General features: G+C 67.8%; 21 protein-coding genes. 19 read left to right on the top strand and 2 right to left on the bottom strand.

Annotation, left to right across the window (positions count from 1 at the left end; all coding sequences use genetic code 11):
* Nucleotides 1–72: 72 nt before the first annotated feature.
* On the top strand, nucleotides 73–720 hold the full coding sequence (gene msrA / locus QMX85_RS09995) for a peptide-methionine (S)-S-oxide reductase MsrA (protein WP_273229848.1): 648 nt from the start codon (nucleotides 73–75) through the stop codon (nucleotides 718–720).
* Between the two features lie 107 nt (nucleotides 721–827).
* The gene (locus QMX85_RS09990) at nucleotides 828–2,075 is read left to right on the top strand and encodes an HD-GYP domain-containing protein (RefSeq protein ID WP_282340472.1); all 1,248 of its coding nucleotides are present in this window, start codon (nucleotides 828–830) and stop codon (nucleotides 2,073–2,075) included.
* A 9-nt stretch (nucleotides 2,076–2,084) separates the two neighbouring features.
* On the opposite strand, the gene rlmJ is transcribed toward QMX85_RS09990, so the two are convergent.
* Nucleotides 2,085–2,918 carry a 23S rRNA (adenine(2030)-N(6))-methyltransferase RlmJ gene (gene rlmJ, locus QMX85_RS09985; protein ID WP_282340471.1) on the bottom strand — a complete coding sequence of 278 codons (834 nt, stop codon included), beginning with the start codon at nucleotides 2,916–2,918 and terminating at the stop codon, nucleotides 2,085–2,087.
* 132 nt (nucleotides 2,919–3,050) lie between these two features.
* Here rlmJ and QMX85_RS09980 point away from each other — a divergent pair, with 132 nt between their 5' ends.
* From QMX85_RS09980 to QMX85_RS09945, 8 genes are all read left to right on the top strand, one after another.
* Nucleotides 3,051–4,853, top strand: a complete 1,803-nt coding sequence (locus QMX85_RS09980) for an acyl-CoA dehydrogenase (RefSeq protein ID WP_282340470.1) — start codon at nucleotides 3,051–3,053, stop codon at nucleotides 4,851–4,853.
* Between the two features lie 222 nt (nucleotides 4,854–5,075).
* Nucleotides 5,076–6,821 carry a potassium/proton antiporter gene (locus QMX85_RS09975; RefSeq protein WP_282340468.1) on the top strand — a complete coding sequence of 582 codons (1,746 nt, stop codon included), beginning with the start codon at nucleotides 5,076–5,078 and terminating at the stop codon, nucleotides 6,819–6,821.
* A gap of 94 nt (nucleotides 6,822–6,915) precedes the next feature.
* Complete coding sequence (mscK, locus tag QMX85_RS09970) at nucleotides 6,916–10,248, top strand: mechanosensitive channel MscK (RefSeq protein ID WP_282340466.1); 3,333 nt, start codon at nucleotides 6,916–6,918, stop codon at nucleotides 10,246–10,248.
* A gap of 108 nt (nucleotides 10,249–10,356) precedes the next feature.
* Nucleotides 10,357–11,817, top strand: coding sequence for a protein adenylyltransferase SelO (gene selO / locus QMX85_RS09965; RefSeq protein WP_282340464.1), 1,461 nt, complete (start codon nucleotides 10,357–10,359; stop codon nucleotides 11,815–11,817).
* Between the two features lie 140 nt (nucleotides 11,818–11,957).
* Nucleotides 11,958–12,935 (top strand): sulfite exporter TauE/SafE family protein, encoded by a 978-nt coding sequence (locus QMX85_RS09960; RefSeq protein ID WP_090225731.1) that lies wholly within the window; start codon nucleotides 11,958–11,960, stop codon nucleotides 12,933–12,935.
* Between the two features lie 116 nt (nucleotides 12,936–13,051).
* Complete coding sequence (locus QMX85_RS09955) at nucleotides 13,052–14,329, top strand: bifunctional O-acetylhomoserine aminocarboxypropyltransferase/cysteine synthase (RefSeq protein ID WP_282340459.1); 1,278 nt, start codon at nucleotides 13,052–13,054, stop codon at nucleotides 14,327–14,329.
* Nucleotides 14,330–14,396: 67 nt separating this feature from the next.
* On the top strand, nucleotides 14,397–14,831 hold the full coding sequence (gene trxC / locus QMX85_RS09950) for a thioredoxin TrxC (RefSeq protein ID WP_282340457.1): 435 nt from the start codon (nucleotides 14,397–14,399) through the stop codon (nucleotides 14,829–14,831).
* 87 nt (nucleotides 14,832–14,918) lie between these two features.
* Nucleotides 14,919–15,368 carry a YiiD C-terminal domain-containing protein gene (locus QMX85_RS09945; protein ID WP_282340456.1) on the top strand — a complete coding sequence of 150 codons (450 nt, stop codon included), beginning with the start codon at nucleotides 14,919–14,921 and terminating at the stop codon, nucleotides 15,366–15,368.
* A gap of 5 nt (nucleotides 15,369–15,373) precedes the next feature.
* Here the strand turns inward: QMX85_RS09945 and QMX85_RS09940 are convergent, their stop codons facing one another.
* Complete coding sequence (locus QMX85_RS09940) at nucleotides 15,374–16,147, bottom strand: ParA family protein (protein WP_282340455.1); 774 nt, start codon at nucleotides 16,145–16,147, stop codon at nucleotides 15,374–15,376.
* Nucleotides 16,148–16,433: 286 nt separating this feature from the next.
* Here QMX85_RS09940 and QMX85_RS09935 point away from each other — a divergent pair, with 286 nt between their 5' ends.
* From QMX85_RS09935 to QMX85_RS09895, 9 genes are all read left to right on the top strand, one after another.
* A complete protein-coding gene (locus QMX85_RS09935; RefSeq protein WP_282340453.1) occupies nucleotides 16,434–17,192 on the top strand; it encodes a beta-ketoacyl synthase chain length factor in 759 nt (252 codons plus the stop codon).
* Nucleotides 17,168–17,977, top strand: coding sequence for a lysophospholipid acyltransferase family protein (locus QMX85_RS09930; RefSeq protein ID WP_282340451.1), 810 nt, complete (start codon nucleotides 17,168–17,170; stop codon nucleotides 17,975–17,977). Before QMX85_RS09935 ends, QMX85_RS09930 begins: the two co-directional genes overlap by 25 nt.
* Nucleotides 17,958–18,218 (top strand): phosphopantetheine-binding protein, encoded by a 261-nt coding sequence (locus tag QMX85_RS09925; RefSeq protein WP_090225722.1) that lies wholly within the window; start codon nucleotides 17,958–17,960, stop codon nucleotides 18,216–18,218. The genes QMX85_RS09930 and QMX85_RS09925 overlap by 20 nt, the downstream gene beginning before the upstream one ends.
* Nucleotides 18,219–18,229: 11 nt before the next feature.
* Nucleotides 18,230–18,481 carry an acyl carrier protein gene (locus tag QMX85_RS09920; RefSeq protein ID WP_090225720.1) on the top strand — a complete coding sequence of 84 codons (252 nt, stop codon included), beginning with the start codon at nucleotides 18,230–18,232 and terminating at the stop codon, nucleotides 18,479–18,481.
* Nucleotides 18,478–19,023, top strand: coding sequence for a hypothetical protein (locus QMX85_RS09915; protein ID WP_282340447.1), 546 nt, complete (start codon nucleotides 18,478–18,480; stop codon nucleotides 19,021–19,023). Before QMX85_RS09920 ends, QMX85_RS09915 begins: the two co-directional genes overlap by 4 nt.
* Complete coding sequence (locus QMX85_RS09910) at nucleotides 19,020–20,702, top strand: acyl-CoA synthetase family protein (protein ID WP_282340445.1); 1,683 nt, start codon at nucleotides 19,020–19,022, stop codon at nucleotides 20,700–20,702. The genes QMX85_RS09915 and QMX85_RS09910 overlap by 4 nt, the downstream gene beginning before the upstream one ends.
* Nucleotides 20,695–21,429 carry a glycosyltransferase family 2 protein gene (locus tag QMX85_RS09905; RefSeq protein WP_090225714.1) on the top strand — a complete coding sequence of 245 codons (735 nt, stop codon included), beginning with the start codon at nucleotides 20,695–20,697 and terminating at the stop codon, nucleotides 21,427–21,429. The genes QMX85_RS09910 and QMX85_RS09905 overlap by 8 nt, the downstream gene beginning before the upstream one ends.
* Nucleotides 21,426–22,358, top strand: a complete 933-nt coding sequence (locus QMX85_RS09900) for a glycosyl transferase (RefSeq protein WP_282340441.1) — start codon at nucleotides 21,426–21,428, stop codon at nucleotides 22,356–22,358. The genes QMX85_RS09905 and QMX85_RS09900 overlap by 4 nt, the downstream gene beginning before the upstream one ends.
* Nucleotides 22,348–23,786: aromatic amino acid ammonia-lyase (locus tag QMX85_RS09895; protein ID WP_282340439.1), on the top strand; the 1,439-nt coding region annotated here is incomplete at its 3' end. The genes QMX85_RS09900 and QMX85_RS09895, both read left to right, overlap by 11 nt.

The raw sequence follows: 23,786 nt of genomic DNA, 5'->3' as shown, positions 1-23,786 counted from the left end.
TGCCGGCATGCTTGTCCGTCCAGGCGTCGACATCCAACGGCAATCGCGCCCTTTTCAGTCCCGGAGGCAACCATGGCTCTGCGCTCGCAAATCCTCGCTCACAAACTCGAACTGCCGCAGCCCGAACAGGCGCTGCCCGGCCGGGAAACACCGCTGCCGGTCCCCGAAGCGCACTACGTGAACGGCAACCGGCTGCAGCCGCCCTTCCCCGCCGGCATGCAGCAGGCCCTGTTCGGGCTGGGTTGCTTCTGGGGTGCCGAGCGGCGCTTCTGGCAGCAGCCGGGCGTGTGGAGCACCGCGGTCGGCTATGCCGGCGGTTACACGCCGAACCCCACCTACGACGAGGTCTGCTCCGGGCTTACCGGCCACACCGAGATGGTGCTGGTGGTGTTCGATCCGCAGCTGACCTCCTACGAGACGCTGCTCAAGGTGTTCTGGGAAGCGCACAACCCGACCCAGGGCATGCGCCAGGGCAACGACGTCGGCACCCAGTACCGCTCGGCGATCCATGTGCTGAACGACGAGCAGGCCGCGGCCGCCGAAGCCAGTCGCGCGGCGTTCGAGGTCGAACTGGAGAAGGCTGGATTCGCCGGCATCACCACCGAGATCATCCAGGCGCCGACGTTCTACTACGCCGAGGCCTATCACCAGCAATACCTGGCGAAGAACCCCAACGGTTACTGCGGCCTGGGCGGCACGGGCGTCTGCCTGCCAGCGTGAAGCGCGGCGCCTGGTCCGCCGGCGCGAGCGCGGCACACGCCGAGGTCTAGACTACGGTGCAAAATGCCAGTAAATAGCCAGCAGCCGATCAGCCTTGCGAGCCAGGCATGCCCGAAACACCCGTCTACATCACTCCCGACCAGCTCTGCGTCGGTCTCTATGTCCAGCTCGAGCTGGGCTGGTGGGAGCATTCCTTCGCGTTCAGCAAGTTCAAGATCAAGGACGAGGGGCAGATCAAGGCGCTCCGCGACCTGGGCCTCAAACGGCTGCGTTACGACCCCGCGCGCAGCGATTGCGCCCCGCTGGAACTGCCCGAGCCCGAAGCCCCGCCGGTGGTGCAAGCGCCGCCGCCCAGCGCCGAGGAGATCGCCCGCGAGAAGCGCGTGCGCAAGCTCAGCGTCCTGCGCAAGCGCCTGGCGGAAGTCGATCGCAAGTTCGTGCAGACCAGCCAGCGCGCCAAGGGCTTGATCCAGACCCTGCGCCGGCAGCCGGAAGACCTGACCAAGGAGGCCGGCGCGCTGGTGGCCGACATGGTCGAGGTACTGCTCGTCGAAGACGGCGTGGTGCTGCACAGCATCAACGGCAAAGCCTCGGACGATGCCTATTACCATCCGCTGAACGTGACCGTGCTGTCGCTGCTGCTGGGTCGGCAGCTCGGCTTCGATTCCGAGGTTTGCCACAGCCTGGGCATGGGCGCGGTCCTGCACGACATCGGCAAGCTGGACATCCCCAGCAAGGTCCTGCTAAAGCCGCCGCCGCTGACCCGCCCCGAGCAGCAGTTGCTGCAGATGCACACCGACTACGGCCTGCGCCTCGGTCAGGGGCTGATGTTCGACGACGACATCCTGCGGATCATCCACGAGCACCACGAGTACTGCGACGGCAGCGGCTATCCGCGCCAGCTGAGCGAGGCGTCGATCAGCCGGCTGAGCCGGGTGGTCTGCATCACCAACTACTTCGACAACCTGTGCAACCCGCTCAACCCGCGCGACGGCCTGAGCCCGCACGAGGCGCTGGCGAAGATGTTCACCGTGCGCGCGCGCTTCGACGACGTCGCGCTGAAGGCGTTCATCCGCGTCATGGGGGTCTATCCGCCGGGGAGCCTGGTGCAGCTCGACAATGATGCCTACGCCCTGGTGCTGGCCATGCACCCGAGCCTGCCGCTGAAGCCGACGCTGATTCTTTACGACGCCACGGTGCCGAAGAACGAAGCGCTGATCGTCGACCTGGAACAGGAGCCGCAGCTGGCGATCGCCCGCGCGCTGCGTCCGGCGCAATTGCCGGTCGAGGTGCTGGAGTACCTCAACCCGCGCCAGCAGCTGTCCTATCACGTGGATGCACGTCAGCGCGGTTGAGCCGCGGCCTCACTCCTCGATCAGCCAGTCCAGCCGCCAGCCGCCCTCGCTCTGCGCCAGGTGCTCGGCGAGCCACGGAAGCAGCTCGCGCAATTCCTCTTCCAGTCCCCACGGCGGGTTGGCGATAGCCAGGCCGGAACCGTTGAGGCGTTGCGCCTCGTCGGCCGGGTGCACCAGCAGCTCGACGCGCAGCAGCTTGGGCGCGCCGCTCTGCTGCAGGTCGCGGTAGAAGCGCTTGAGCTGGCGCTCGTCCTTGATCGGATACCAGATCGCGACGATGGCCTGGCGCATGCGCGCAATGGCTTCCTGCAGCGCCTGGGCGCAACGCTGCAGTTCGTCGGCCTTCTCGAACGGTGGATCGATCAGCATCAGCACACGCTTCTCGCGGGTCGGCAGCAGCGCCCGCGGCACGTGCCAGCCCTCGCCCAGGTGCACCGCCACGCGGCGGTCGCCGGCCATGTTTTCCTTGAGCAGGCGCCCGTCTTCGGGGTGCTTTTCGTTCAGTTGCAGGCGATCCTGCGGGCGGCTCAGGCGCCGCGCCAGCTCCGGCGAGCCCGGGTAGTAGCGCAGCGTGCCCGCCGGGTTCAGCGCGGCGATGGTGGCGCGATAGTCGGCCATCGCCGCCGGCATCGGCGTGTCCCACAGGCGACCGATGCCGGCCAACCACTCGCCGGTCCGACTGGCGGCGTCGCCCTGCAGGTCGTACAGGCCGATGCCGGCGTGGCTGTCAACGTAGGCGAAGGGCGCTTCCTTGCGCGACAGAGCGGCGATGATCCTGGCCAGGATCAGGTGCTTGAGCACGTCGGCATGGTTGCCGGCATGGAAGGCGTGGCGGTAGTTCATCGGAGGTCCTCGGATCAGGCGGCGAATTCTACCGCCCCGGCAGTGGCTTTTGCGCCTCCATCACGCTTATGCATGGTGCTGGTCGAGGCGCATCCGCGGGCCCAGACTGGCCCGATCCAACCGGAGGTACCCATGTCCGAGACCCTGCTCAGTTCCCGCAACCTGGCTTTCGAGCTCTACGAAGTGCTCGATGCCGAAGCCCTGACCCAGCGCGAGCGCTTCGCCGAGCACAGCCGCGAGACCTTCGACGCCGCCATCGGCACCGCGCGCAACATCGCCGAGAAGTTCTTCGCCCCGCACAACCGCAAGGGCGACGAGAACGAGCCGGAATACATCGACGGCGCGGCGAAGCTGATTCCCGAGGTCAAGCCGGCGGTCGATGCCTTCCTCGAGGCTGGCTTCCTGAACGCCGCGCGCAGCTTCGAGCAGGGCGGCATGCAGTTGCCGACGCTGCTGTCCCAGGCCTGCTTCGCGCATTTCCAGGCCGCCAACGCGGCGACCACGTCCTATCCGTTCCTGACCATGGGCGCGGCCAACCTGATCGAGAGCTTTGGCAGCGAGGAGCAGAAGCGGCGCTTCCTGGAGCCAATGATCGAGGGGCGCTTCTTCGGCACCATGGCGCTTACCGAGCCACATGCCGGCTCGTCGCTGTCGGACATCCGCACCCGCGCGGAGCCGGCCGGCGACGGCAGCTACCGGATCAAGGGCAACAAGATCTTCATTTCCGGTGGCGACCATCCGCTTTCGGAAAACATCGTGCACATGGTGCTGGCCAAGCTGCCGGACGCGCCACCGGGGGTGAAGGGCATCTCGCTGTTCATCGTGCCGAAGTTCCTCGTCGAGGACGACGGCTCGCTGGGCGCGCGCAACGACGTGGCGCTGGCCGGGCTGTTCCACAAGATGGGCTGGCGCGGCACCACCTCGACGGCGCTGAACTTCGGCGACAACGGCGCCTGCGTCGGCTACCTGGTCGGCAAGCCGCACGCCGGGCTGTCCTACATGTTCCAGATGATGAACGAGGCGCGCATCGGCGTCGGCATGGGCGCGGTGATGCTCGGCTACGCCGGCTACCTGTATTCGCTGGACTACGCCCGCGAGCGCCCCCAGGGCCGCCTGCCCGACGGCAAGGACCCGAGCAGCGCCCAGGTGGCGATCATCGAGCACGCCGACGTGCGGCGCATGCTGCTGACCCAGAAGGCCTACGTCGAGGGCGCCTTCGACCTCGGCCTGTACGCCGCGCGCCTGTTCGACGACACCCAGACCCTCGCCACCGAGGAAGAGCGCAAGCAGGCCCACGAGCTGCTCGACCTGCTCACCCCCATCGTCAAGTCCTGGCCTTCAGAGTTCTGCCTGAAGGCCAACGAGCTGGCGGTGCAGATCCTCGGCGGCCACGGCTACACCCGCGATTACCCGGTGGAGCAGTACTACCGCGACAACCGCCTCAACCCCATCCATGAAGGCACCCACGGCATCCAGTCGCTCGACCTGCTGGGGCGCAAGGTGGCGCAGAACAACGGCGCCGGCCTCAAGCAACTGACCCGGCTGATCGGCGACTGCTGCCAGCGCGCCGCCGAGTACGAATCGCTCAACGCGCTGCGTCAGCCGCTGGAGCACCTGCTGCAGCGCCTGTCGACGGTCACCCTGGCGCTGCTCGGCGACCTGATGCAGGGCAAGGTCAACCAGGCGCTGGCCAACTCGGCGCTTTACCTCAACGTGTTCGGCCATGCGGTGATCGGCTGGCGCTGGCTGGAACAGGCGATCCGCGCCGAGCAGGGCCTGGCCCGCGGCAACCCGGCGGATGTGGACTTCTACCGGGGCAAACTGCAGGCCGCGCGTTACTTCCTGACCTGGGAAGTGCCGGGCTGCAACCAGGCGCTGACGCTCCTCGAAGCCCGCGACGACACCTGCCTGGGCATGCAGGAGACCTGGTTCTAGCCAGCGCGCGCGCGCGCACCCAGAACGTCCCGCCCGGCGGGACGTTTTCCCCCTTCGGCGATGCACCTCGCCCCTCTCCGCCGCCCGCCTGGAAAACGCCGGACATTTTTTGACAGCGGCGCAAAACCTCAGGTTAGAATCCCTGGCATGCGACCTGCATAGATAGGTCGGACCGTGCTCGTTCGAGGCGGTCGTTTTCGCCCGCCCGAGGAGTAGCCGTACGTGGATGCCATCACCATCAACAGCCTGTTCCTGATCGGCGCGTTGCTGGTGGGTGCGAGCATTCTGGTCAGCTCGCTGTCCTCGCGCCTGGGCATCCCGATCCTGGTGATCATCCTCGCGGTCGGCATGCTCGCCGGCATCGACGGTCCCGGCGGCATCGGCTTCTCCAACTATCCGATGGCCTACCTGGTGGGCAACCTGGCGCTGGCGATCATCCTCCTCGACGGCGGCCTGCGCACCCGTGTGTCCAGCTTCCGCGTGGCGCTCTGGCCGGCGTTGTCGATGGCCACGGTGGGCGTGCTGATCACCACCGGGCTGACCGGCATGGCCGCCGCCTGGCTGTTCGACCTGAACCTGATCCAGGGCCTGTTGATCGGCGCCATCGTCGGCTCCACGGATGCTGCCGCGGTGTTCTCGCTGCTCGGCGGCAAGGGCCTCAACGAACGGGTCAACGCCACCCTGGAGATCGAATCCGGCAGCAACGACCCGATGGCGGTGTTCCTCACCGTGACCCTGATCGACATGCTCGCCAAGGGCCAGACCGGCGTCGACATCGGCTTCCTCGGCCACCTGCTCAGCGAATTCGGCATCGGCGCGCTGCTCGGCCTCGGCGGCGGCTGGCTGCTGCTGCAGATGATCAACCGTATCCACCTCGCCCACGGGCTCTACCCGCTGCTGGTCATCAGCGGCGGGCTGATGATCTTCGCCCTGACCAATACCCTGCACGGCAGCGGCATCCTCGCCGTCTACCTTTGCGGCCTGGTGCTCGGCAACCGCCCGATCCGTTCGCGCCACAGCATCCTGCACATGCTCGACGGCATGGCCTGGCTGGCGCAGATCGGCATGTTCCTGGTCCTCGGCCTGCTGGTCACGCCGCACGACCTGCTGCCGATCGCGATCCCGGCGCTGGGCCTGGCGCTGTGGATGATCCTGATCGCGCGGCCGCTGTCGGTGCTGGTCGGGCTGTGGCCGTTCCGCGCCTTCCACGACCGCGAGAAAGCCTTCATCGCCTGGGTCGGCCTGCGCGGCGCGGTGCCGATCATCCTTGCGGTGTTCCCGCTGATGGCCGGGCTGCCGCACGCCCAGATGTACTTCAATCTGGCGTTCTTCATCGTCCTGGTGTCGCTGCTGGTGCAGGGCACCAGCCTGCCGTGGGCCGCCAAGCTGCTGCGCGTCACGGTACCGCCGGCACCCGCGCCGATCTCCCGCGCCGGGCTGGAAGTGCATCCGACCAGCGAGTGGGAGCTGTTCGTCTATCGCCTCGGCGCGGAGAAATGGTGCATCGGCGCCGCCCTGCGCGAGCTGAAGATGCCCGAGGACACGCGCATCGCCGCCCTGTTCCGCGGCACCGACCTGCTTCACCCGTCCGGCAGCACCACGCTGGAAGCCGGCGACATCCTTTGCGTGATCGGCCACGACCGCGACCTGCCGGCGCTCGGCAAGCTGTTCAGCCAGGCGCCCAAGCGCGGCCAGGACCTGCGCTTCTTCGGCGACTTCGTGCTCGAGGCCGACGCCGAGCTGGGCGCCATCGGCGCGCTCTACGGCCTGCAACTGGACGATCTCGACGGCAGCCAGCCGTTGGGCCGCTTCATCGCCCGGCAGATCGGCGGCGAACCGGTCGTCGGCGACCAGGTGGAATGGAAGGGCCTGACCTGGACCGTCGCCAGCATGGACGGCAACCGCATCGGCAAGGTCGGCGTCAGGTTTCCCGAGGGCGGCCGACCGGGGCCGGGGCTGTTCCTCTAGCCCGAAGCGGCGCGCGGGTCATCGCAAGCGGCTGAGGCTATTGGTCGCGACGGCCTGTTAAACTCGCCGTCTTTCCAGCCGCACGAATGCCGCCATGTCCTTTCTGCGTTGCCTGCCTTTCGCCCTCCTGCTCGGTTTCTGCCTGAGCGTTTCACCCTCTTATGCCGAACCACCGTCGCGCGATGCCGTGCAGCAGAGCCTCGACGGCCTGGCCCAGCGCAAGCTCGCCGAGGCCGACCAGGCCGCGGTGCAGCAGGCCCTCGAACGCACCCTGAGTCTGCTCGACCAGCGCGCCACGACCCAGCAGGCCCTGGCCAGCCTCAAGCAGCAGCTCGCCGAAGCGCCACGCCTGATCGCCACATCTCAGCACCAGCTGGCGCAGCTCAAGGCCAGCACGCCGGTGGACATCGCCAGGCGCTACGCCGCGAGCAAGGTGCCGGAGATCGAGCAACTGATCGCCGAGCGCAGCAACCAATTGAACGAGTGGCAGAAGGCGAGCACCGCCGCCAACAGCCTGATCATCACCTCGCAGACCCGCCCCGAGCGCGCGCAGACGGAGATCAGCAGCAACCAGACGCGCAGCCAGGAAATCAGCAGTGCGCTGAAAACCGGCAAGCTGGACGGCAAGCCGCTGATCCCCGAAAGCCGCGGCATGCTCGAAGCGGAACTGGCGCAGCTCGACGTGCAGACCCAGCTGCGCCGCCAGGAGATGGCCGGCAACAGCCTGCTGCAGGACCTCGGCAACGCCCAGCGCGACCTCCTGCAGGAGCGCATCGCGCGGCTGGAGAAGGAAATCCTCGACCTCCAGCAACTGATCAGCGATAAGCGCCGCGAACAGTCCGAGCAGACCGTCGCGGCCCAGTCGGCGGAAGCGCAGAAGCTCAGCCCGGACAGCCTGCTGGCCCAGGAAAGCAGCGAAAACCTGCAGCTCTCCGATTACCTGCTCAAGGCCACCGACCGCCTCAGCGAGCTGAACCGCCTGAACCTGGAGGCCCGGCAGAAACTGGACAACCTGACTCAGGCCGACCAGGCGCTGGAAGAGCAAATCAACGTGCTCAAGGGCAGCCTGCTGCTGTCGAAGATTCTTTACCAGCAGCAGCAGGCGCTGCCGAAGGTGAAGACCGACAGCAACCTCGCCGACGAGATCGCCGACCTGCGCCTGTACCAGTTCGAGCTCAGCCAGCGCCGCGAAAAACTCGGCCGCCCCAGCGAATACGTCGACCGGCTGCTCGCCGCGCAGCCGCCGGAGCAGGTCACTCCCGAGCTGCGCCAGTCGTTGCAGGGCATCGCCGACACCCGCGCCGAGCTGCTCGCCCAGCTCAACACGGAGCTCAACTCGCTGCTCAGCGAGTCGATCAACCTGCAGCTCAACCAGAAGCAGCTGCAGGACACCGCCAAGAGCCTGCGCGCCACGCTCGAAGAGCAAATGTTCTGGATTCCCAGCAACCAGCCGCTGGGGCTGGACTGGCTGCGCCTGGCGCCGTCCTACCTGGAGAGCCAGGTGGCGCGGGTGCCGTGGAGTTCGCTGACCCAGGAGCTGCTGGCCGGCCTCGGCAGCCGCCCGTGGGTGTTCATTCCGCTGCTGCTGGGCATCGGCGTGCTGCTCTGGCGACGCCGTTTCATCCACCAGAAGCTGCAGAAGCTGCACGGCGACATCGGCCACTACAAGAACGACAGCCAGCTGCACACGCCGCTGGCGGTGTTCCTCTACATTCTCCTGGCGCTGCCCGGCAGCCTGTTCCTGATGCTCTGCGGGCTGGCGCTGCGTTATGACGCGCGCGGCCAGAACGCCGCCCTGGGCTCGGCGCTGATCCAGATGGCCGAGGCCTGGCTGGTGTTCTACACCGCCTACCGGGTGCTCGACAGCGGCGGCCTGGCCGAGCTGCATTTCCGCTGGGCGCGCCGCCAGGTGTCGTTCCTGCGGGCGCAGATGCGCAAGCTCGGCTTCGTGGTGATGGCGTTGCTGGCGGTGGTGAGCATCGCCGAGGTGCAGCCCGAGACCCTCGCCGAGGACGTCATCGGGATCGTCGTGGTGCTGGTCTGCTACGCGCTGATGGCCTGGCTGCTGGGCAAGACGCTGCTCAGCGGGCCGCGCAAGAAGGCGGTCAACCTGATCATCGGCGTGGCCATCATCGCCCTGCCGATCGCGCTGATCCTCGCGGTCGGCTTCGGCTACTACTACACCGCGCTGCGCCTGTCCGACCGCCTGATCGACACGCTTTACCTGGTGATGATCTGGATCCTGTTGGAAGCCATGTCGGTGCGCTGGCTGTCGGTGGCGGCGCGGCGCCTGGCCTACCAGCGAGCATTCGCGAAGCGCCAGACGCAGGTGAAGGAAGGGCCGGAAGGGCAGGAACTGCAGGAGGAGCCGAACCTCGACATCGAGCAGATCAACCAGCAGTCGCTGCGCTTGATCCGGCTGGCACTGCTGGGCCTGTTCCTGGTGGCGTTGTACTGGGTCTGGGCGGACCTTATCGGGGTCTTCGCGTATCTCGACAACGTCACCTTGTACACCTACACCAGCGGCACCGGCGCAACGGCTACGCAGACCCCCATCAGCCTGCTCAATCTGCTCAGCGCCCTGCTCATCGTCGCGGTCACCCTGGCGCTGGCGCGCAACCTGCCGGGCCTGCTGGAGGTACTGGTCCTTTCGCGCCTGAGCCTGGCGCAGGGCAGCGCCTACGCGATGACCACGCTACTGTCCTATGTGATTACCGGGGCCGGCCTCGTGGTCGGGCTCTCGACCCTCGGGGTCAGCTGGGACAAGCTGCAATGGCTGGTTGCGGCGCTGTCCGTAGGACTGGGCTTCGGCATGCAGGAAATCTTCGCCAACTTCATCTCCGGCCTGATCATCCTCTTCGAGCGCCCGGTACGGATCGGCGATCTGGTCACCGTCGGCGGCGTCACCGGCTCGGTCAACCGCATCCAGATCCGCGCCACTCACATCACCGACGCCGACAAGAAAGTGGTGATCGTGCCGAACAAGACTTTCGTCACCAGCCAGCTGATCAACTGGACGCTCACCGACACCGTGACGCGCCTGGTCCTCAAGGTCGGCGTCGGCTACGGTTCGGACCTCGAGCTGGTTCGCCGGCTGCTCTACCAGGCGGCCAACGAGAACGCCCGGGTGATGCGCGATCCTGAACCGCTGGTGCTGTTCCAGGTGTTCGGCGAAAGCACCCTGGATCACGACCTGATCATCCACGTTCGCGAACTCGGCGATCGCGGCCGCGCCACCGACGAGATCAACCGGAGGATTTTCCAGCTGTTCAACGAAAACGGCATCGAGATCGCGTTCCGTCAGGTCGATGTGTTCGTCAAGAACAGCGAAGGCCAGGAAGCCCAGGTCGAACGCAACGCGATCGTCACCGGAGCAGCCGCCGCCGGCGCAGATGCCAGCGTGCCGAAGCCACCAGTGGTGCCCTAACGGCACAGCGGTGCGATCTCGGCGAAATCGGGCGGGGGCGCTGGTACGGGCCGAACGGCACCCCTTGGCAGCGTTCAAACCCAGTATGTCCGAGATGCGGAGAACACCTTGAAAAGCCTAGACACACTGCAGTTCGATAACCGCTTCGCCCGCCTGGGCGACAGCTTCTCCACCGCCGTGCTGCCCGAACCCATCGCCGAACCGCGGCTGGTGGTGGCCAGCGCGTCGGCCATGGCGCTGCTCGACCTCGACCCGGCCGAGAGCGAACGTCCCGAATTCGCCGAAATCTTCGCCGGCCACATGCTCTGGTCCGACGCCGAACCGCGGGCGATGGTTTATTCCGGGCACCAGTTCGGCTCCTACAACCCGCGCCTGGGCGACGGCCGCGGCCTGTTGCTGGGCGAGGTGGTCAACGCCGCCGGCGAGCACTGGGACCTGCACCTCAAGGGCGCAGGGCAGACCCCCTATTCACGCAGCGGCGACGGCCGCGCGGTGCTGCGCAGTTCGATCCGAGAATTCCTCGCCAGCGAACACCTGCATGCGCTGGGCATCCCCAGCTCGCGGGCGCTGTGCGTGACCGGCTCGAGCACGCCGGTCTATCGCGAGACCGAGGAACGCGCCGCCATGCTGCTGCGCATGGCGCCCAGCCACGTGCGCTTCGGCAGCTTCGAGTACCTCTACTACACGCGCCAGCACGACGCCCTGGGGCAGCTCGCCGAGCACGTCCTGCGCGAGCATTACCCGCACTGCCTGGAGTCGCCCGAGCCGCACGCGGCCCTGTTCCGCGAGGTGCTGGAGCGCAACGCCGAGCTGATCGCCCGCTGGCAGGCCTACGGGTTCTGCCACGGGGTGATGAACACCGACAACATGTCGATCCTCGGCATCACCTTCGACTTCGGCCCCTACGCCTTTCTCGACGATTTCGACGCGCACTTCATCTGCAACCACTCCGACGACAGCGGCCGCTACTCCTTCAGCAACCAGGTGCCCATCGCGCACTGGAACCTCTCCGCGCTGGCCCAGGCGCTGACCCCGTTCGTCAGCGTGGAAATCCTGCGCGAGACGCTGACCCTTTTCCTGCCGCTGTACCAGGCGCACTACCTCGACCTGATGCGCCGTCGCCTGGGCCTGCAGCAGGCGGAGGAGGCCGATGGCGAACTGGTCGAGCGCCTGCTGCAACTGATGCAGGGCAGCGCCGTCGACTACAGCCTGTTCTTCCGCCGCCTCGGCGAGGACGCGCCGGGAATGGCCCTGGCCCGGCTGCGCGACGATTTCGTCGACCTTGCCGGGTTCGATGACTGGGCGCAGCGCTACCGCGCCCGCGTCGAGAACGAAGGCGGCGACCAGGCCGCGCGCCGGCAGCGCATGCATGCGGTGAACCCGAAGTACGTCCTGCGCAACTACCTGGCGCAGCGCGCCATCGAGGCTGCGGAAGCTGGCGACTACCGCGAAGTGCGCGAACTGCACGCGGTACTCGCCCGGCCCTTCGACGAACAACCCGGCAAGGAAGGTTTCGCCGAGCGCCCGCCGGAATGGGGCAAGCATCTGGAAATCAGCTGCTCGTCCTGAACCGCAGCGGTTCGACCAGCCCAGAGTCCAAACAAAAGCGCATATAACCCTGCCGAATCATTCTTAGACTCTCTAAGCAAAGCTCACTATCGTGGCGCCACCGGGTGGCTAACCACTCGCCCAGACGGCTTCTGCATTAGATGAAAATCCGCGATCTAGACCTTACCGCCAGCCCGATCAACAGCGAGCACCAGGCCCTTGGCCTGCCGCCGGTCGAGGACTACGTTTCCAACCCGATCAACCATCCCGTGCTGCGCGTCGCCATGTGGCTGGCGGTGGCCATTCTGGTCGGTCTGCTGAGCTTCCTCGCCTGGCGGCTGTTCTTCGGCGAACACCAGAGCAGCGGCCTGGAGATCATCGAGGGCGCGCTGAACAGCCCGCTGTTCTGGAGCGCGGTGGCGGTCGGCTTCCTGGCCCAGGCCATCGATGGCGCGCTGGGCATGGCCTACGGCATCACCGCGACCACCTTCCTGCTGAGTGCCGGCGCCTCGCCCGCCGCGGCCAGCGCCAGCGTGCACATCGCCGAGGTCTTCACCACCGGCCTGTCCGGGATCTCTCACGTCAAGCTGGGCAACGTCAACAAGTCGCTGTTCCTGCGCCTGCTGGTGCCGGGAATGATCGGCGCCGTGCTCGGCGCGGTGGTGATCACCCAGTTCGACGGCAAGGTGCTCAAACCCTTCATCTCCGCCTACCTGCTGCTGATGGGCCTGTACATCCTGGCCAAGGCGTTCCGCCACGTGCTGCAGAAGCGCCAGCCGAAGCACATCGCCAAGCTGGCGCTGTTCGGCGGTTTCGTCGACGCGGCGGGCGGCGGCGGCTGGGGCCCGGTGGTGACCACCACCCTGATCGGCTCCGGCAGCGACCCGCGCACCACCATCGGCTCGGTCAACTTCGCCGAATTCTTCCTGACCATCGCCAGCGCCACCTCCTTCATCCTGCTCGCCGGGCAGCCGAGCACCTGGCTGCTGGTCGCCGGCCTGGTCTTCGGCGGCCTGTTCGCCGCGCCCTTCGCCGCGCTGCTGTGCAAAAGCCTGCCGGCGAAGACCCTGCTGATGCTGATCGGCAGCCTGATCACCCTGATCAGCGCCTACAACATCTACAACGCGCTGGTTGGTTGATCGCGGCATAACCTTAGGCGCAAACGGTTTAGCCGGGCGCGGCGGGACGCATTGACCCGCCGCCGTTCCAGTCGACATGCTCAGGGCCTTCCCTGCCACGATGGAACGCCTCGCACATGAAACTGGAAACCCTCGCCATTCACGCCGGCTACAGCCCCGACCCGACCACCAAGGCGGTGGCCGTGCCGATCTACCAGACCAGCTCCTACGCCTTCGACGACACGCAGCACGGCGCCGACCTGTTCGACCTGAAGGTCGCCGGCAACATCTACACGCGGATCATGAACCCCACCAGCGACGTGCTGGAAAAGCGCGTGGCGGCGCTGGAGGGCGGTGTCGGCGCGCTGGCCGTGGCGTCCGGCGCGGCGGCCATCACCTACGCGATCCAGACCCTCGCCGAGGTCGGCGACAACATCGTCTCGGTGGCCAAGCTGTATGGCGGCACCTACAACCTGTTCGCCCATACCCTGCCGCGTTTCGGCATCGAGACCCGCTTCGCGCCGCACGACGACATCGCCGCCCTGGAAGCGCTGATCGACGGGCGCACCAAGGCGGTGTTCTGCGAATCCATCGGCAACCCGGCCGGCAACATCGTCGACCTGCAGGCACTGGCCGATGCCGCGCATCGCCATGGCGTGCCGCTGATCGTCGACAACACCGTCGCCACGCCGGTGCTCTGCCGGCCGTTCGAGCACGGCGCCGACATCGTCGTGCACTCGCTGACCAAGTACATCGGCGGCCATGGCAACTCCATCGGCGGCATCGTCGTCGACTCCGGCAAATTCCCCTGGGCGCAGAACAGCGAGCGTTTCCCGCTGCTCAATACGCCCGATCCGTCCTACCACGGCGTCACCTACACCGAGGCCTTCGGCCCCGCCGCCTTCATCGGCCGTTGCCGCGTGGTGCCGCTGCGCAACACCGGCGCCGCGCTGTCGCCGTTCAACGCTTTCCTCATCCTGCAGGGCCTGGAAACCCTGGGCCTGCGCATGGAACGGCACACCGCGAACGCGCTGAAGGTCGCCGAATACCTGCGCGATCATCCACAGGTGCGCTGGGTGAAGTACGCCGGCCTGGCGGATCACCCGGAGCACGAACTGGCGCAACGCTACGTCGCAGGCAAACCGGCGGGCATCCTGTCCTTCGGCATCGAGGGCGGCCAGGCCGCCGGCGCGCGCTTCATCGACGCGCTGCAACTGGTGGTGCGCCTGGTGAACATCGGCGACGCCAAGTCGCTGGCCTGCCACCCCGCGTCCACCACCCACCGCCAACTCGACGACGCCGAACTGGAGAAGGCCGGCGTGCCGCGCGACATGATCCGACTGTCGATCGGCATCGAGCACATCGACGACATCCTCGCCGACATCGGGCAGGCGCTGGCTGCGGCGCGCGGCTGACCGGCCGCCTTGACTTCCCGGCCCGCGGCTCCACATTAGGATCACCATCCTTCGACGGAGCCGCGGCATGTCCGACGCCCTTCTCGTTCCCTGCGCGCACTGCGCCGGGCTCAACCGCATACCGGCAGCGCGCCTGGGCGAGACGCCGAAGTGCGGCCACTGCAAGGCCGAGGTGCTCAGCGCCACCCCCTTCGAACTGAACCAGGCCAATTTCGACCGGCAGACCAAGGGCGATTTGCCCTTGCTGGTGGACGTCTGGGCCGACTGGTGCGGGCCGTGCAAGGCCTTCGCCCCGGTGTTCCAGCAGGCCGCCGCGCAACTGCGTGGGCGTTGCCGGCTGGGCAAGCTGGACAGCGAAGCCAACCGCGAGCTGTCGGCGCGCCTGGGCATCCGTTCGATCCCCAGCCTGATCCTCTACCGCGACGGCCGCGAGAGCGCGCGCCAGAGCGGCGCCATGCCGCTGCCGCAACTGCTCGCCTGGCTGAACGGCCAGGCACTCTGAGCGCATCGGTCAGTGGCGCCGAGCGCGGCGATCATTGCCGCGTCAGCGCCGCCGGCTAGGCTGGGGACCTTACCGAAGGAGTCCGCCATGCCCGTGCCCGCCGAGATCGCCCGCCAGCTCACCGAGGAAAAGATCGCCTTCGTCCAGCGCATGGGCCTCAAGGCCGAGGTGCTGGAGCCCGGCTTCGTGCGCCTGCTGGCGCCGCTGGCCGGCAACCAGAACCACATCGGCAGCCTGTACGCCGGTGCCCTCTTCACCCTCGCCGAAATGCCCGGCGGCGCACTCTTCCTCACCAGCTTCGACAGCCAGCGCTTCTACCCGGTGGTGAAGGAGATGAACCTGCGTTTCCGCCGCCCGGCCACCGGCGACATCCGCGTGGAGGCGCGTCTGGACGCCGCCGAGATCCAGCGCATCCAGGAAGAGGCGACGCGCGCCGGCAAGGCCGAGTACCGGCTGGAGCTGCAGCTCACCGACGCCTCGGGCGCCGTGGTGGCCGAGAGCAGCGCGCTCTACCAGTTGCGCGCCCACTCGCGCTGACCCGCTCAGCCGCCGGCTTCGAGCAACTGGTGCAGCTCGACGAACTGCCGGGTCAGCTTGTGCGTGGGGTCGAGATGGATCAGCGGCGTACAGGCCTCGTGCGACTCGCGCATCTTCACCGAGGCACCGAGATAGACCGGCAGCACCGGCAGACCTTCGCCGATCATCTCGTCGAGCACCCGCTGCGGCAGCGCCGCCCGCGCCTGGAACTGGTTGACCACGATGCCTTCCACCGTCAGGCCGGGGTTGTGGTCGTCGCGAATCTCTTCGATCTCGCGCAGCAACCCGTACAGCGCCTGGCGCGAGAAGCTGTCGCAGTCGAAGGGGATCAGGCAGCGCTCGGCGGCGATCAGCGCGGACACCGTGTAGAAATTCAGCGCCGGCGGCGTATCCAGGTAGATCCGCTCGTAGTCCTCGTCGAGTGAATCGAGCAGCTTGCGCAGCTTGTTGATCTTGTGTTTCGCCTCCAGCTTGGGCTGCAGGTCGGCAAGCTCCGCGGTGGCGGTGATCACGTGCAGGTTGTCGAACGGCGTCTCGTAGATGTCCACCTTGCTGTTCTTGGCGATCGGCCCGGACGAGAGGATCTGCGTGAAGAAGTCGGCGATCCCCAGCGGAATCTCGTCGCCGGCCAGCCCGGTGAGGTAATGGCTGGAGTTGCCCTGGGTGTCGAGGTCCACCAGCAACGTGCGATAACCCTCGGCCGCGGCGACCGCCGCCAGGTTGCAGGCGATGCTCGACTTGCCTACCCCGCCCTTCTGATTGAACACCACGCGCCGCATGCGAAACCTCCGGAAATGGAACCCGCCGCCCACTCTACGCCGCGAAGATGACGATAAGACGACAGCGCGCGGGCCGCGGATCGCCGCGTTTCGATGAGCGGCGATCACTCTACCGCCCGCCTTTTGTATAAAGGATCGATTAGAACGCCGGTGACCCGGAAGGTTGCGCAGCGTCACATTCGACTCTGTAACAATGTTTGCCTGTAGCGGATGGCGCCGGGATAATCCGCCCGCGCGTGGTCTGGACAGTTTCACACCAACCCGTTTCAGGAAGACGCACCTCGCAATGGACACCCGTACAGGCGGGAACGAGCGCTTTGACGTGATTCAATTCAGCATCGATCAATGGAGAGCATGGGGCCCCGGCCTGGATGACGCGGACGCCTGGACGCGCTGGAGCCTGGCCCCCGGCTGTGTCGGCGGCGACCCGGCGGCCGTGCCTGCGGTCGATTTCCTGCCCGCGATGCAGCGTCGGCGCATGAGCCGGCTGGCGCGAATGACCTTCCAGGTAGCCTGGCCGCTGGCCGAAGGCCAGGCGCCGATGCCGATGGTGTTCGCCTCCCGGCATGGCGAGACGCCGCGCACCTTCGCCCTGCTCAGCGAACTCGCCGAGCGGCAGCCGCTGTCCCCCACCCAGTTCAGCCTCTCGGTGCACAACGCGATCATCGGCCTGTGGTCGATCCTGCGCGGCGACGACAGCGAGATGACCGCCATCGCCGCCGAAGGCGACGGCCTGGAGCATGCCCTGCTCGAAGCCGCCGGGCTGCTTGCCGAGGGCGAGCCGCAGGTGCTGCTGGTGATCGCCGAGGACCGCCCGCCGGAGGCCTACGCCCCTTGGATCGACGACGTGCCCTTCCCCTATGCCGTGGCCCTGAGGCTGCGCCGCGGCGCGCAGTGGACGCTTACCTGCGAAACGCCCAGCGCCGACGCAACCGCCTGCCGGTGGCCGCATGCGCTGAATGTCCTGCTCACCCTGCTGCAAGGCAAAAGCCTGTGCAGCAACCACTGGAAGAGCCGCGCATGGACCTGGCGACGCAATCCGTGAAGGCGCACGGCAGCGCGCCCTATGCCTGGCGGCTGATCGCCACGGGACTGAGCTTCGTGCTGTTCGGAGTCGGCGGGCTGTGCCTGCGGCTGGTGATCTTCCCGCTGCTGAGCCTGCTTCCCGGCGACGCGGCCCGGCGCCGCCAGCGGGCACGCGCCACCGTCAGCCGGCTGTTCTGGCTGTTCGTCCAGTTCATGTACCGCAGCGGCGTGCTCACCTACGAGATCGAAGGCGTGCAGCGCCTCGGCCAGCCCGGCCAGTTGATCATCGCCAATCACCCGTCGCTGATCGACGTGGTGGTACTGATCGCCTGCATCCGCGATGCGAACTGCGTCGTCAAGCAGAGCCTGTGGAACAACCCGTTCACCCGCGGTCCGGTGCGCGCCGCGGGCTACATCAGCAACAGCGGCAGCATGGACATGCTCGACGAGGCGGCCGGGGCGCTGCGCTCGGGTCAGACGCTGATCGTCTTCCCCGAAGGCACCCGCACCACACCCGGTCGTGCCCCGGAGTTCCACCGTGGCGCCGCGGCGATCGCCCTGCGCGGTGCCCGCATCGTCACGCCCGTGGTGATCAGCGTCACGCCGACGACCCTGACCAAGGCCGAGCCCTGGTACAGCATTCCCTCGCGGCGCTTCCACTTCCGCCTGCACGTCGGCGCGGACATCGATCCGCAACGCTTCGCCGAACAGGACTCCGCGCCCATCGCTTCGCGCAAACTCAACGATCATCTGCATCACTACTTCATGAAGGAGCTCGCCGAAGATGAGCCAACTGGAAACTGACATCAAAAACCTGATCATCGAGGCCCTTGGCCTCGAAGACATGGGCCCGGACGACATCGACAGCGAACAACCGCTGTTCGGCGACGGCCTCGGCCTCGACTCGGTGGACGCCCTGGAACTGGGCCTGGCCATCCAGAAGCGTTTCGGCATCAAGATCGACGCCGAAGCCAAGGACACCCGCACGCATTTCGCCAACGTGGCCCGCCTGGCGGCTTACGTCAGCGCGAGCAAAGCGGCCTGAAGGAACGACCCATGCAGAATCGCGATGAAATCTTTGCCACCCTGCGCGACGCGTTGGTCGAGCTGTTCGAGCTGGAACCCGAGCGGATCACGCCGGAGGCCAACCTCTATCAGGACCTGGAAATCGACAGCATCGATGCGGTCGACCTGATCGACCACCTGAAGCGGCAGACCGGCAAGAAGATTGCCGCCGAGGACTTCAAGGCGGTGCGCACAGTGGCCGACGTGGTCGAGGCGATGCACAAGATGCAGGACGCCGCTTGAGTCGACTGATCGCGCTGGGATTGCTGCTGGCCGGGTTGGCCTATCCGTTCGCCGTCTATTACGGCCTCGGGCATCTGTCACCGCAGTTCTTCGCCATCCTGCTCGGCAGCCTCTGGCTGGCGCGCATGCTGTGCGGCGCCGAACGCCCGGGCAACCGCTGGCTGGCGCTTGGCGCGCTGGCCTTCTGCGTGCTGCTCGGCGTAGTCGGCGACGCGCACCTACTGCGCTGGTACCCGGTGCTGATCAGCCTGATGCTGCTGGCGCTGTTCGGCCTGAGCCTCAGGTACGGCCCGCCGCTGGTCGAGCGCCTGGCACGCCTGCGCGAGCCGGAACTGCCAGCCGTGGCGATCCGCTACACGCGCCAGGTCACCGTGGTCTGGGCGATCTTCTTCCTCTGCAACGGGCTGCTCGCCGCCGCGCTGACGCTGTGGGCGCCGCTGAGCTGGTGGACGCTCTACAACGGGCTGCTCTCCTACCTGCTCATGGGCCTGCTGTTCATCGGCGAATGGCTGTTGCGCCAACGCGTGAGGGCGAACGCATGACACCGTTGCACCGCCTGTTGCTGGAATCGCCCGGCCCGCGCGCGCTGAGCCTGGCGCCGGCCCTCGAGCACGCCGAATTCCGCCAGCGCGCCCTGTGCCTGGCGGCCGCCCTGCAACGCCGCGGCGTGCGCCGCCTGGCCCTGCACCTGGAAGACGCCGCCGAGCTGGCCATCGCGCTGTTCGGCGCCTGGCGCGCCGGTGTCGAGGTGGTCCTGCCCGCCGACCTGCAACCGGGCAATCGCCAGCGCCTGGCGCCGAAGGTCGACCTCCGGCTGACCGACCAGCCTGGCGACACGCGCCTCGACGCGCCGCAGGACGAGCCGCTGGCCGCCGCGGAACTGGACCTGGACGCCTGCCGCCTGACGCTGAGCACCTCCGGTTCCAGCGGCAAACCCAAGCTGATCAGCAAGTCGCTGCGCCAGTTGGCCAACGAAGTCGACGCGCTCGAAGCGCTGTGGGGCGCCGAGCTGGGCGCCGCCACGCTGATCGGCAGCGTCGCCGCGCAACACATCTACGGGCTGCTGTTCCGCGTGCTCTGGCCGCTGGCCGCGGGGCGCACCTTCCTGCGCCGCGCGCTGCCATTTCCCGAAGACATCCAGCTCGCCAGCCTGGGCCTCGCCGACGCCAGCGGGTTCGCCTGGGTCGCCAGCCCGGCGCTGCTCAAGCGCATGGGCGACAACCTCGACTGGCCCGCGCTGGGCCGCGTCAGCAAGGTGTTTTCCTCCGGCGGCGCGCTGCCGGCCGAAGCCGCCCAGGAGTTGCAACGGCGTCTCGGCCAGTGGCCGACGGAAATCTACGGCAGCTCGGAAACCGGCGGCATCGCCTGGCGTCAGGGCGAGGGCCTGTGGCAGCCCTTCGCCGGAGTCGAACTGAGCCAGGATGACAGCGGCGCGTTGCGCATCGCCTCCCGTTACTTGCCGGCCGGCCATATCGAACAGTCGGCGGATGCCGTCAGGCTCGACGCCAGCGGTGGCTTCGAGCTGCTCGGTCGCCTCGATCGCATCGTCAAGCTGGAAGAAAAACGCATCTCCCTGCCGATGCTCGAAGGGGCGCTGGCCAGCCACGCCTGGGTCGCCGATTGCCGCCTCGGCGTGATCAGCGAAAACCGCGCCTATCTGGGCGCCCTGGTCGCCCTCAGCGATGCCGGGCTGCACGTCTTGCGCAACGAGGGCCGTCGCGCGCTGACCCAGGCGCTGCGTGTCCACCTCGGCGATCATTGCGAGGCGCTGGCGCTGCCGCGTCGCTGGCGGTTGTTGCGGCAACTGCCGCTGACCGCGCAGGGCAAGCTGCCGCAGGCGCAGGTCGATGCTCTGCTGCAGGCGCCGCGCACCCGGCAGCCGGAACGGGTCGAGGAACACGAAGTGGACGGCGAGTGGCGACTGCTGCTGGACGTGCCGCCGGACCTGGCGCACTTCAGCGGGCATTTCCCGCGCACCCCGGTGCTCCCCGGCGTGGTGCAGATCGACTGGGCGCTTAGCCTGGCCCGCGAGCTGCTCGAGCTGCCCCCGCGCTTCTGCGGCATGGAGGTGCTGAAGTTCCAGCAACTCGCGCGTCCCGGCGATCGACTGCAGCTGACGCTGCGCTTCGATGCCGAGCGCGGCAAGCTGCACTTCGCCTACCGCAACGGCGATGCGCCCTGCTCCTCCGGGCGCATCCTCCTCGGGCCTGGCCATGTTTAGGCCCTGCGCAGTGATCCCGGTGTACAACCACGAACACGCCCTGCCGCTGGTGTTGCAGGCGCTGCGCGAGGCCGGGCTGGCCTGCGTGATCGTCGACGACGCCTCCAGCGCGGCCTGCGCCGCGGCGATGGATCGTCTGGCCGACGCCGAGCAGGTCCACCTGGTGCGCCTGGCGACCAACCAAGGCAAGGGCGGCGCCGTGATGGCCGGCCTGCGCGAGGCCCGTCGCCTGGGCTTCAGCCATGCGCTGCAGGTGGATGCCGATGGCCAGCACGACCTCGGCGACGTCGCCGCCTTCCTCGCCGCCGCGGAGCAGGCGCCGCAGGCGCTGATCTGCGGCTACCCGCAGTACGACGCGAGCGTGCCGAAGAGCCGCCTCTACGCGCGCTATCTGACCCATGTCTGGGTTTGGATCAACAGCCTCTCGCTGCGCATCCGCGACGGCATGTGCGGCTTCCGCGTATACCCGCTGGAGCCGACCCTGGCGCTGATCGACTCGGCGCGGCTGGGCAGGCGGATGGATTTCGACCCGGAGATCCTCGTGCGCCTGGCCTGGCGCAACCAGCCGATGCGCTGGCTGCCGACCCGCGTGCACTACCCGCTCGACGGCCTGTCGCATTTCCGCCTGTGGCAGGACAACGCGCTGATCTCGAAAATGCACGCCAAGCTGTTCTTCGGCATGCTCGGCCGCGCGCCGCTTATCCTCTGGCGGCGGTGGCGGGCATGAATGACGCCGGCCAGCACTGGGCCGCGCAGGGCGAACGCGGCAGCTTACTGCTGATGCGCTTCACCGCCTGGGCCGCGCGCACCCTGGGCCGCCGGCTGATCGCGCCGCTGCTGTACGGCATCGTTTTCTATTTCTTCCTGTTCGGCCGCCGGGCGCGTCGCAGTGCCCGCGAATACCAGGACAACCTCGCCCAGTGGAGCGGAAAAGCCGGGCTGCGGCCAAACACGCGCTCGGTGTTCCGCCAGTTCCTCGCCTTCGCCGACAGCCTGCTCGACAAGCTCGACGTCTGGAACGGCAAGCTGGACATGCGCGACATCGAACTGCTGGACCCGGCCGGCCTGCGGCAGAAGACTTCTTCGGGCCAGCGCGGCCAGCTGCTGGTCGGCGCCCACCTGGGCAACCTCGAGGTATGCCGCGCGCTGGCCGAACTGGGCGAACAGGTGCGCATGAACGTGCTGGTGCACACCCGCCACGCCGAGCGCTTCAACCGCCTGCTCGGTGACGCCGGTGCCAGCCGCCTGCGCCTGATTCAGGTCAGCGAGCTGGACCCGGCGATCATGCTGCAGCTGTCGGAGCGGCTGGACAACGGCGAATGGCTGGCCATCGCTGGCGACCGCGTGCCGTTGCACGGCGGCCGCCGCAGCCGGGTCGACTTCCTCGGCAAGCCGGCCGATTTTCCGCAGGGCCCGTGGCTGCTCGCCGGGCTGCTGCAATGCCCGGCGAGCCTGCTGTTCTGCATCAAGCAGCGCGGGCGCTACCGGATTCACCTGGAGCCCTTCGCCGAACGCATCCACTGGCGGCGCAACGACCGTCAGCAGGTGATCCGCGAGTGGACGCAGCGCTACGCCCTGCGCCTCGGTGAGCACTGCGCCCAGGCGCCGCTGCAATGGTTCAACTTCTATCCGTTCTGGAAATCGCATGACGACTGATCCCGTGGTGTTCGGCGAAAGCCATCTTTCCATCGAAGCACTGGTCGCCGTGGCCGAGCGCCGCGCACCGACGCGCCTGCAGGACGACGCCGCCTTCCGTGAGCGGATCGCTCGCGGGGCTCAGTTCCTCGACACTCTCCTCGACCGCGAAGGGGTCATCTACGGCGTCACCACCGGCTACGGCGACTCCTGCGTGGTGGCCGTGCCGCTGCAGCACGTCGAGGCGCTGCCGCAGCACCTGTTCACCTTCCACGGCTGTGGCCTGGGCAAGCTGCTCGACGCCCAGGCCACCCGCGCCGTGCTCGCCGCGCGCCTGCGTTCGCTGACCCACGGCATGTCCGGCGTGCGCCTGGAATTGCTCGAACGGCTGCAGGCGTTCCTCGCCGAGGACGTGCTGCCGCTGATTCCCGAAGAAGGCTCGGTGGGCGCCAGCGGCGATCTCACGCCGCTGTCCTACGTCGCCGCCGCCCTCGCCGGCGAACGCGACGTGCTCTGGCGCGGCGCCCGCCGCAGCGCCGCCGAGGTCCATCGCGAACTCGGCTGGACGCCGCTGGTGCTGCGGCCCAAGGAAGCCCTGGCGCTGATGAACGGCACCGCGGTGATGACCGGCCTGGCCTGCCAGGCGTTCGTCCGCGCCGACTACCTGTTGCGCCTGGCCACGCGCATCACCGCGCTCAACGTGATCGCCCTGCAGGGCAACCCGGAACACTTCGACGAGCGCCTGTTCGCCGCCAAGCCGCACCCCGGCCAGGCCCAGGTCGCCGCCTGGCTGCGCGACGACCTGGCCATCGACGGCCCGACGCCGCCGCTGCATAGGCTGCAGGATCGCTACTCCATCCGCTGCGCGCCGCACGTGCTCGGCGTGCTCGCCGACAGCCTGGGCTGGCTGCGCCAGTTCATCGAGACCGAGCTGAACAGCGCCAACGACAACCCGATCATCGACGCCGAAGAGGAGCGCGTGTTGCACGGCGGGCATTTCTACGGCGGCCATATCGCCTTCGCCATGGACAGCCTGAAGAACCTCGTCGCCAACGTCGCCGACCTGCTCGACCGCCAGCTCGCGCTGCTGGTGGACACCCGCTACAACCACGGCCTGCCTAGCAACCTCTCCGGCGCGCCGGCGCACACCGCGATGATCAACCACGGCTTCAAGGCGGTGCAGATCGGCGCCAGCGCCTGGACCGCCGAAGCGCTGAAGAACGGCATGCCGGCGAGCCTGTTCTCGCGCTCCACCGAATGCCACAACCAGGACAAGGTCAGCATGGGCACCATCGCCGCCCGCGACGCCCTGCGCAGCCTGGAGCTGAGCGAGCAGGTCGCCGCCGCGGCGCTGCTCGCCGCCAACCAAGGCGTCTGGCTGCGCACCGGCCAGGCCGACTCACGCCCGCTGCCGGCGGCGCTGGCGAGCATGCGCGAGCAGCTCGCCAG

Origin of the sequence: Pseudomonas sp. PS02288 (genome assembly GCF_029959715.1) — a bacterium.
GTDB classification, from domain to species: Bacteria; Pseudomonadota; Gammaproteobacteria; order Pseudomonadales; family Pseudomonadaceae; genus Pseudomonas_O; species Pseudomonas_O kuykendallii.
This window is presented reverse-complemented; position numbering and strand designations above follow the sequence as displayed.

Bases quoted from the DNA above. Each gene is read 5' to 3' on its own strand.
- msrA (WP_273229848.1), top strand. From the start codon at position 73: ATGGCTCTGCGCTCGCAAATCCTCGCTCACAAACTCGAACTGCCGCAG.
- QMX85_RS09990 (WP_282340472.1), top strand. From the start codon at position 828: ATGCCCGAAACACCCGTCTACATCACTCCCGACCAGCTCTGCGTCGGT.
- rlmJ (WP_282340471.1), bottom strand. From the start codon at position 2,918: ATGAACTACCGCCACGCCTTCCATGCCGGCAACCATGCCGACGTGCTC.
- QMX85_RS09980 (WP_282340470.1), top strand. From the start codon at position 3,051: ATGTCCGAGACCCTGCTCAGTTCCCGCAACCTGGCTTTCGAGCTCTAC.
- mscK (WP_282340466.1), top strand. From the start codon at position 6,916: ATGTCCTTTCTGCGTTGCCTGCCTTTCGCCCTCCTGCTCGGTTTCTGC.
- QMX85_RS09960 (WP_090225731.1), top strand. From the start codon at position 11,958: ATGAAAATCCGCGATCTAGACCTTACCGCCAGCCCGATCAACAGCGAG.
- QMX85_RS09955 (WP_282340459.1), top strand. From the start codon at position 13,052: ATGAAACTGGAAACCCTCGCCATTCACGCCGGCTACAGCCCCGACCCG.
- trxC (WP_282340457.1), top strand. From the start codon at position 14,397: ATGTCCGACGCCCTTCTCGTTCCCTGCGCGCACTGCGCCGGGCTCAAC.
- QMX85_RS09945 (WP_282340456.1), top strand. From the start codon at position 14,919: ATGCCCGTGCCCGCCGAGATCGCCCGCCAGCTCACCGAGGAAAAGATC.
- QMX85_RS09940 (WP_282340455.1), bottom strand. From the start codon at position 16,147: ATGCGGCGCGTGGTGTTCAATCAGAAGGGCGGGGTAGGCAAGTCGAGC.
- QMX85_RS09935 (WP_282340453.1), top strand. From the start codon at position 16,434: ATGGACACCCGTACAGGCGGGAACGAGCGCTTTGACGTGATTCAATTC.
- QMX85_RS09930 (WP_282340451.1), top strand. From the start codon at position 17,168: ATGGACCTGGCGACGCAATCCGTGAAGGCGCACGGCAGCGCGCCCTAT.
- QMX85_RS09925 (WP_090225722.1), top strand. From the start codon at position 17,958: ATGAGCCAACTGGAAACTGACATCAAAAACCTGATCATCGAGGCCCTT.
- QMX85_RS09920 (WP_090225720.1), top strand. From the start codon at position 18,230: ATGCAGAATCGCGATGAAATCTTTGCCACCCTGCGCGACGCGTTGGTC.
- QMX85_RS09910 (WP_282340445.1), top strand. From the start codon at position 19,020: ATGACACCGTTGCACCGCCTGTTGCTGGAATCGCCCGGCCCGCGCGCG.
- QMX85_RS09905 (WP_090225714.1), top strand. From the start codon at position 20,695: ATGTTTAGGCCCTGCGCAGTGATCCCGGTGTACAACCACGAACACGCC.
- QMX85_RS09900 (WP_282340441.1), top strand. From the start codon at position 21,426: ATGAATGACGCCGGCCAGCACTGGGCCGCGCAGGGCGAACGCGGCAGC.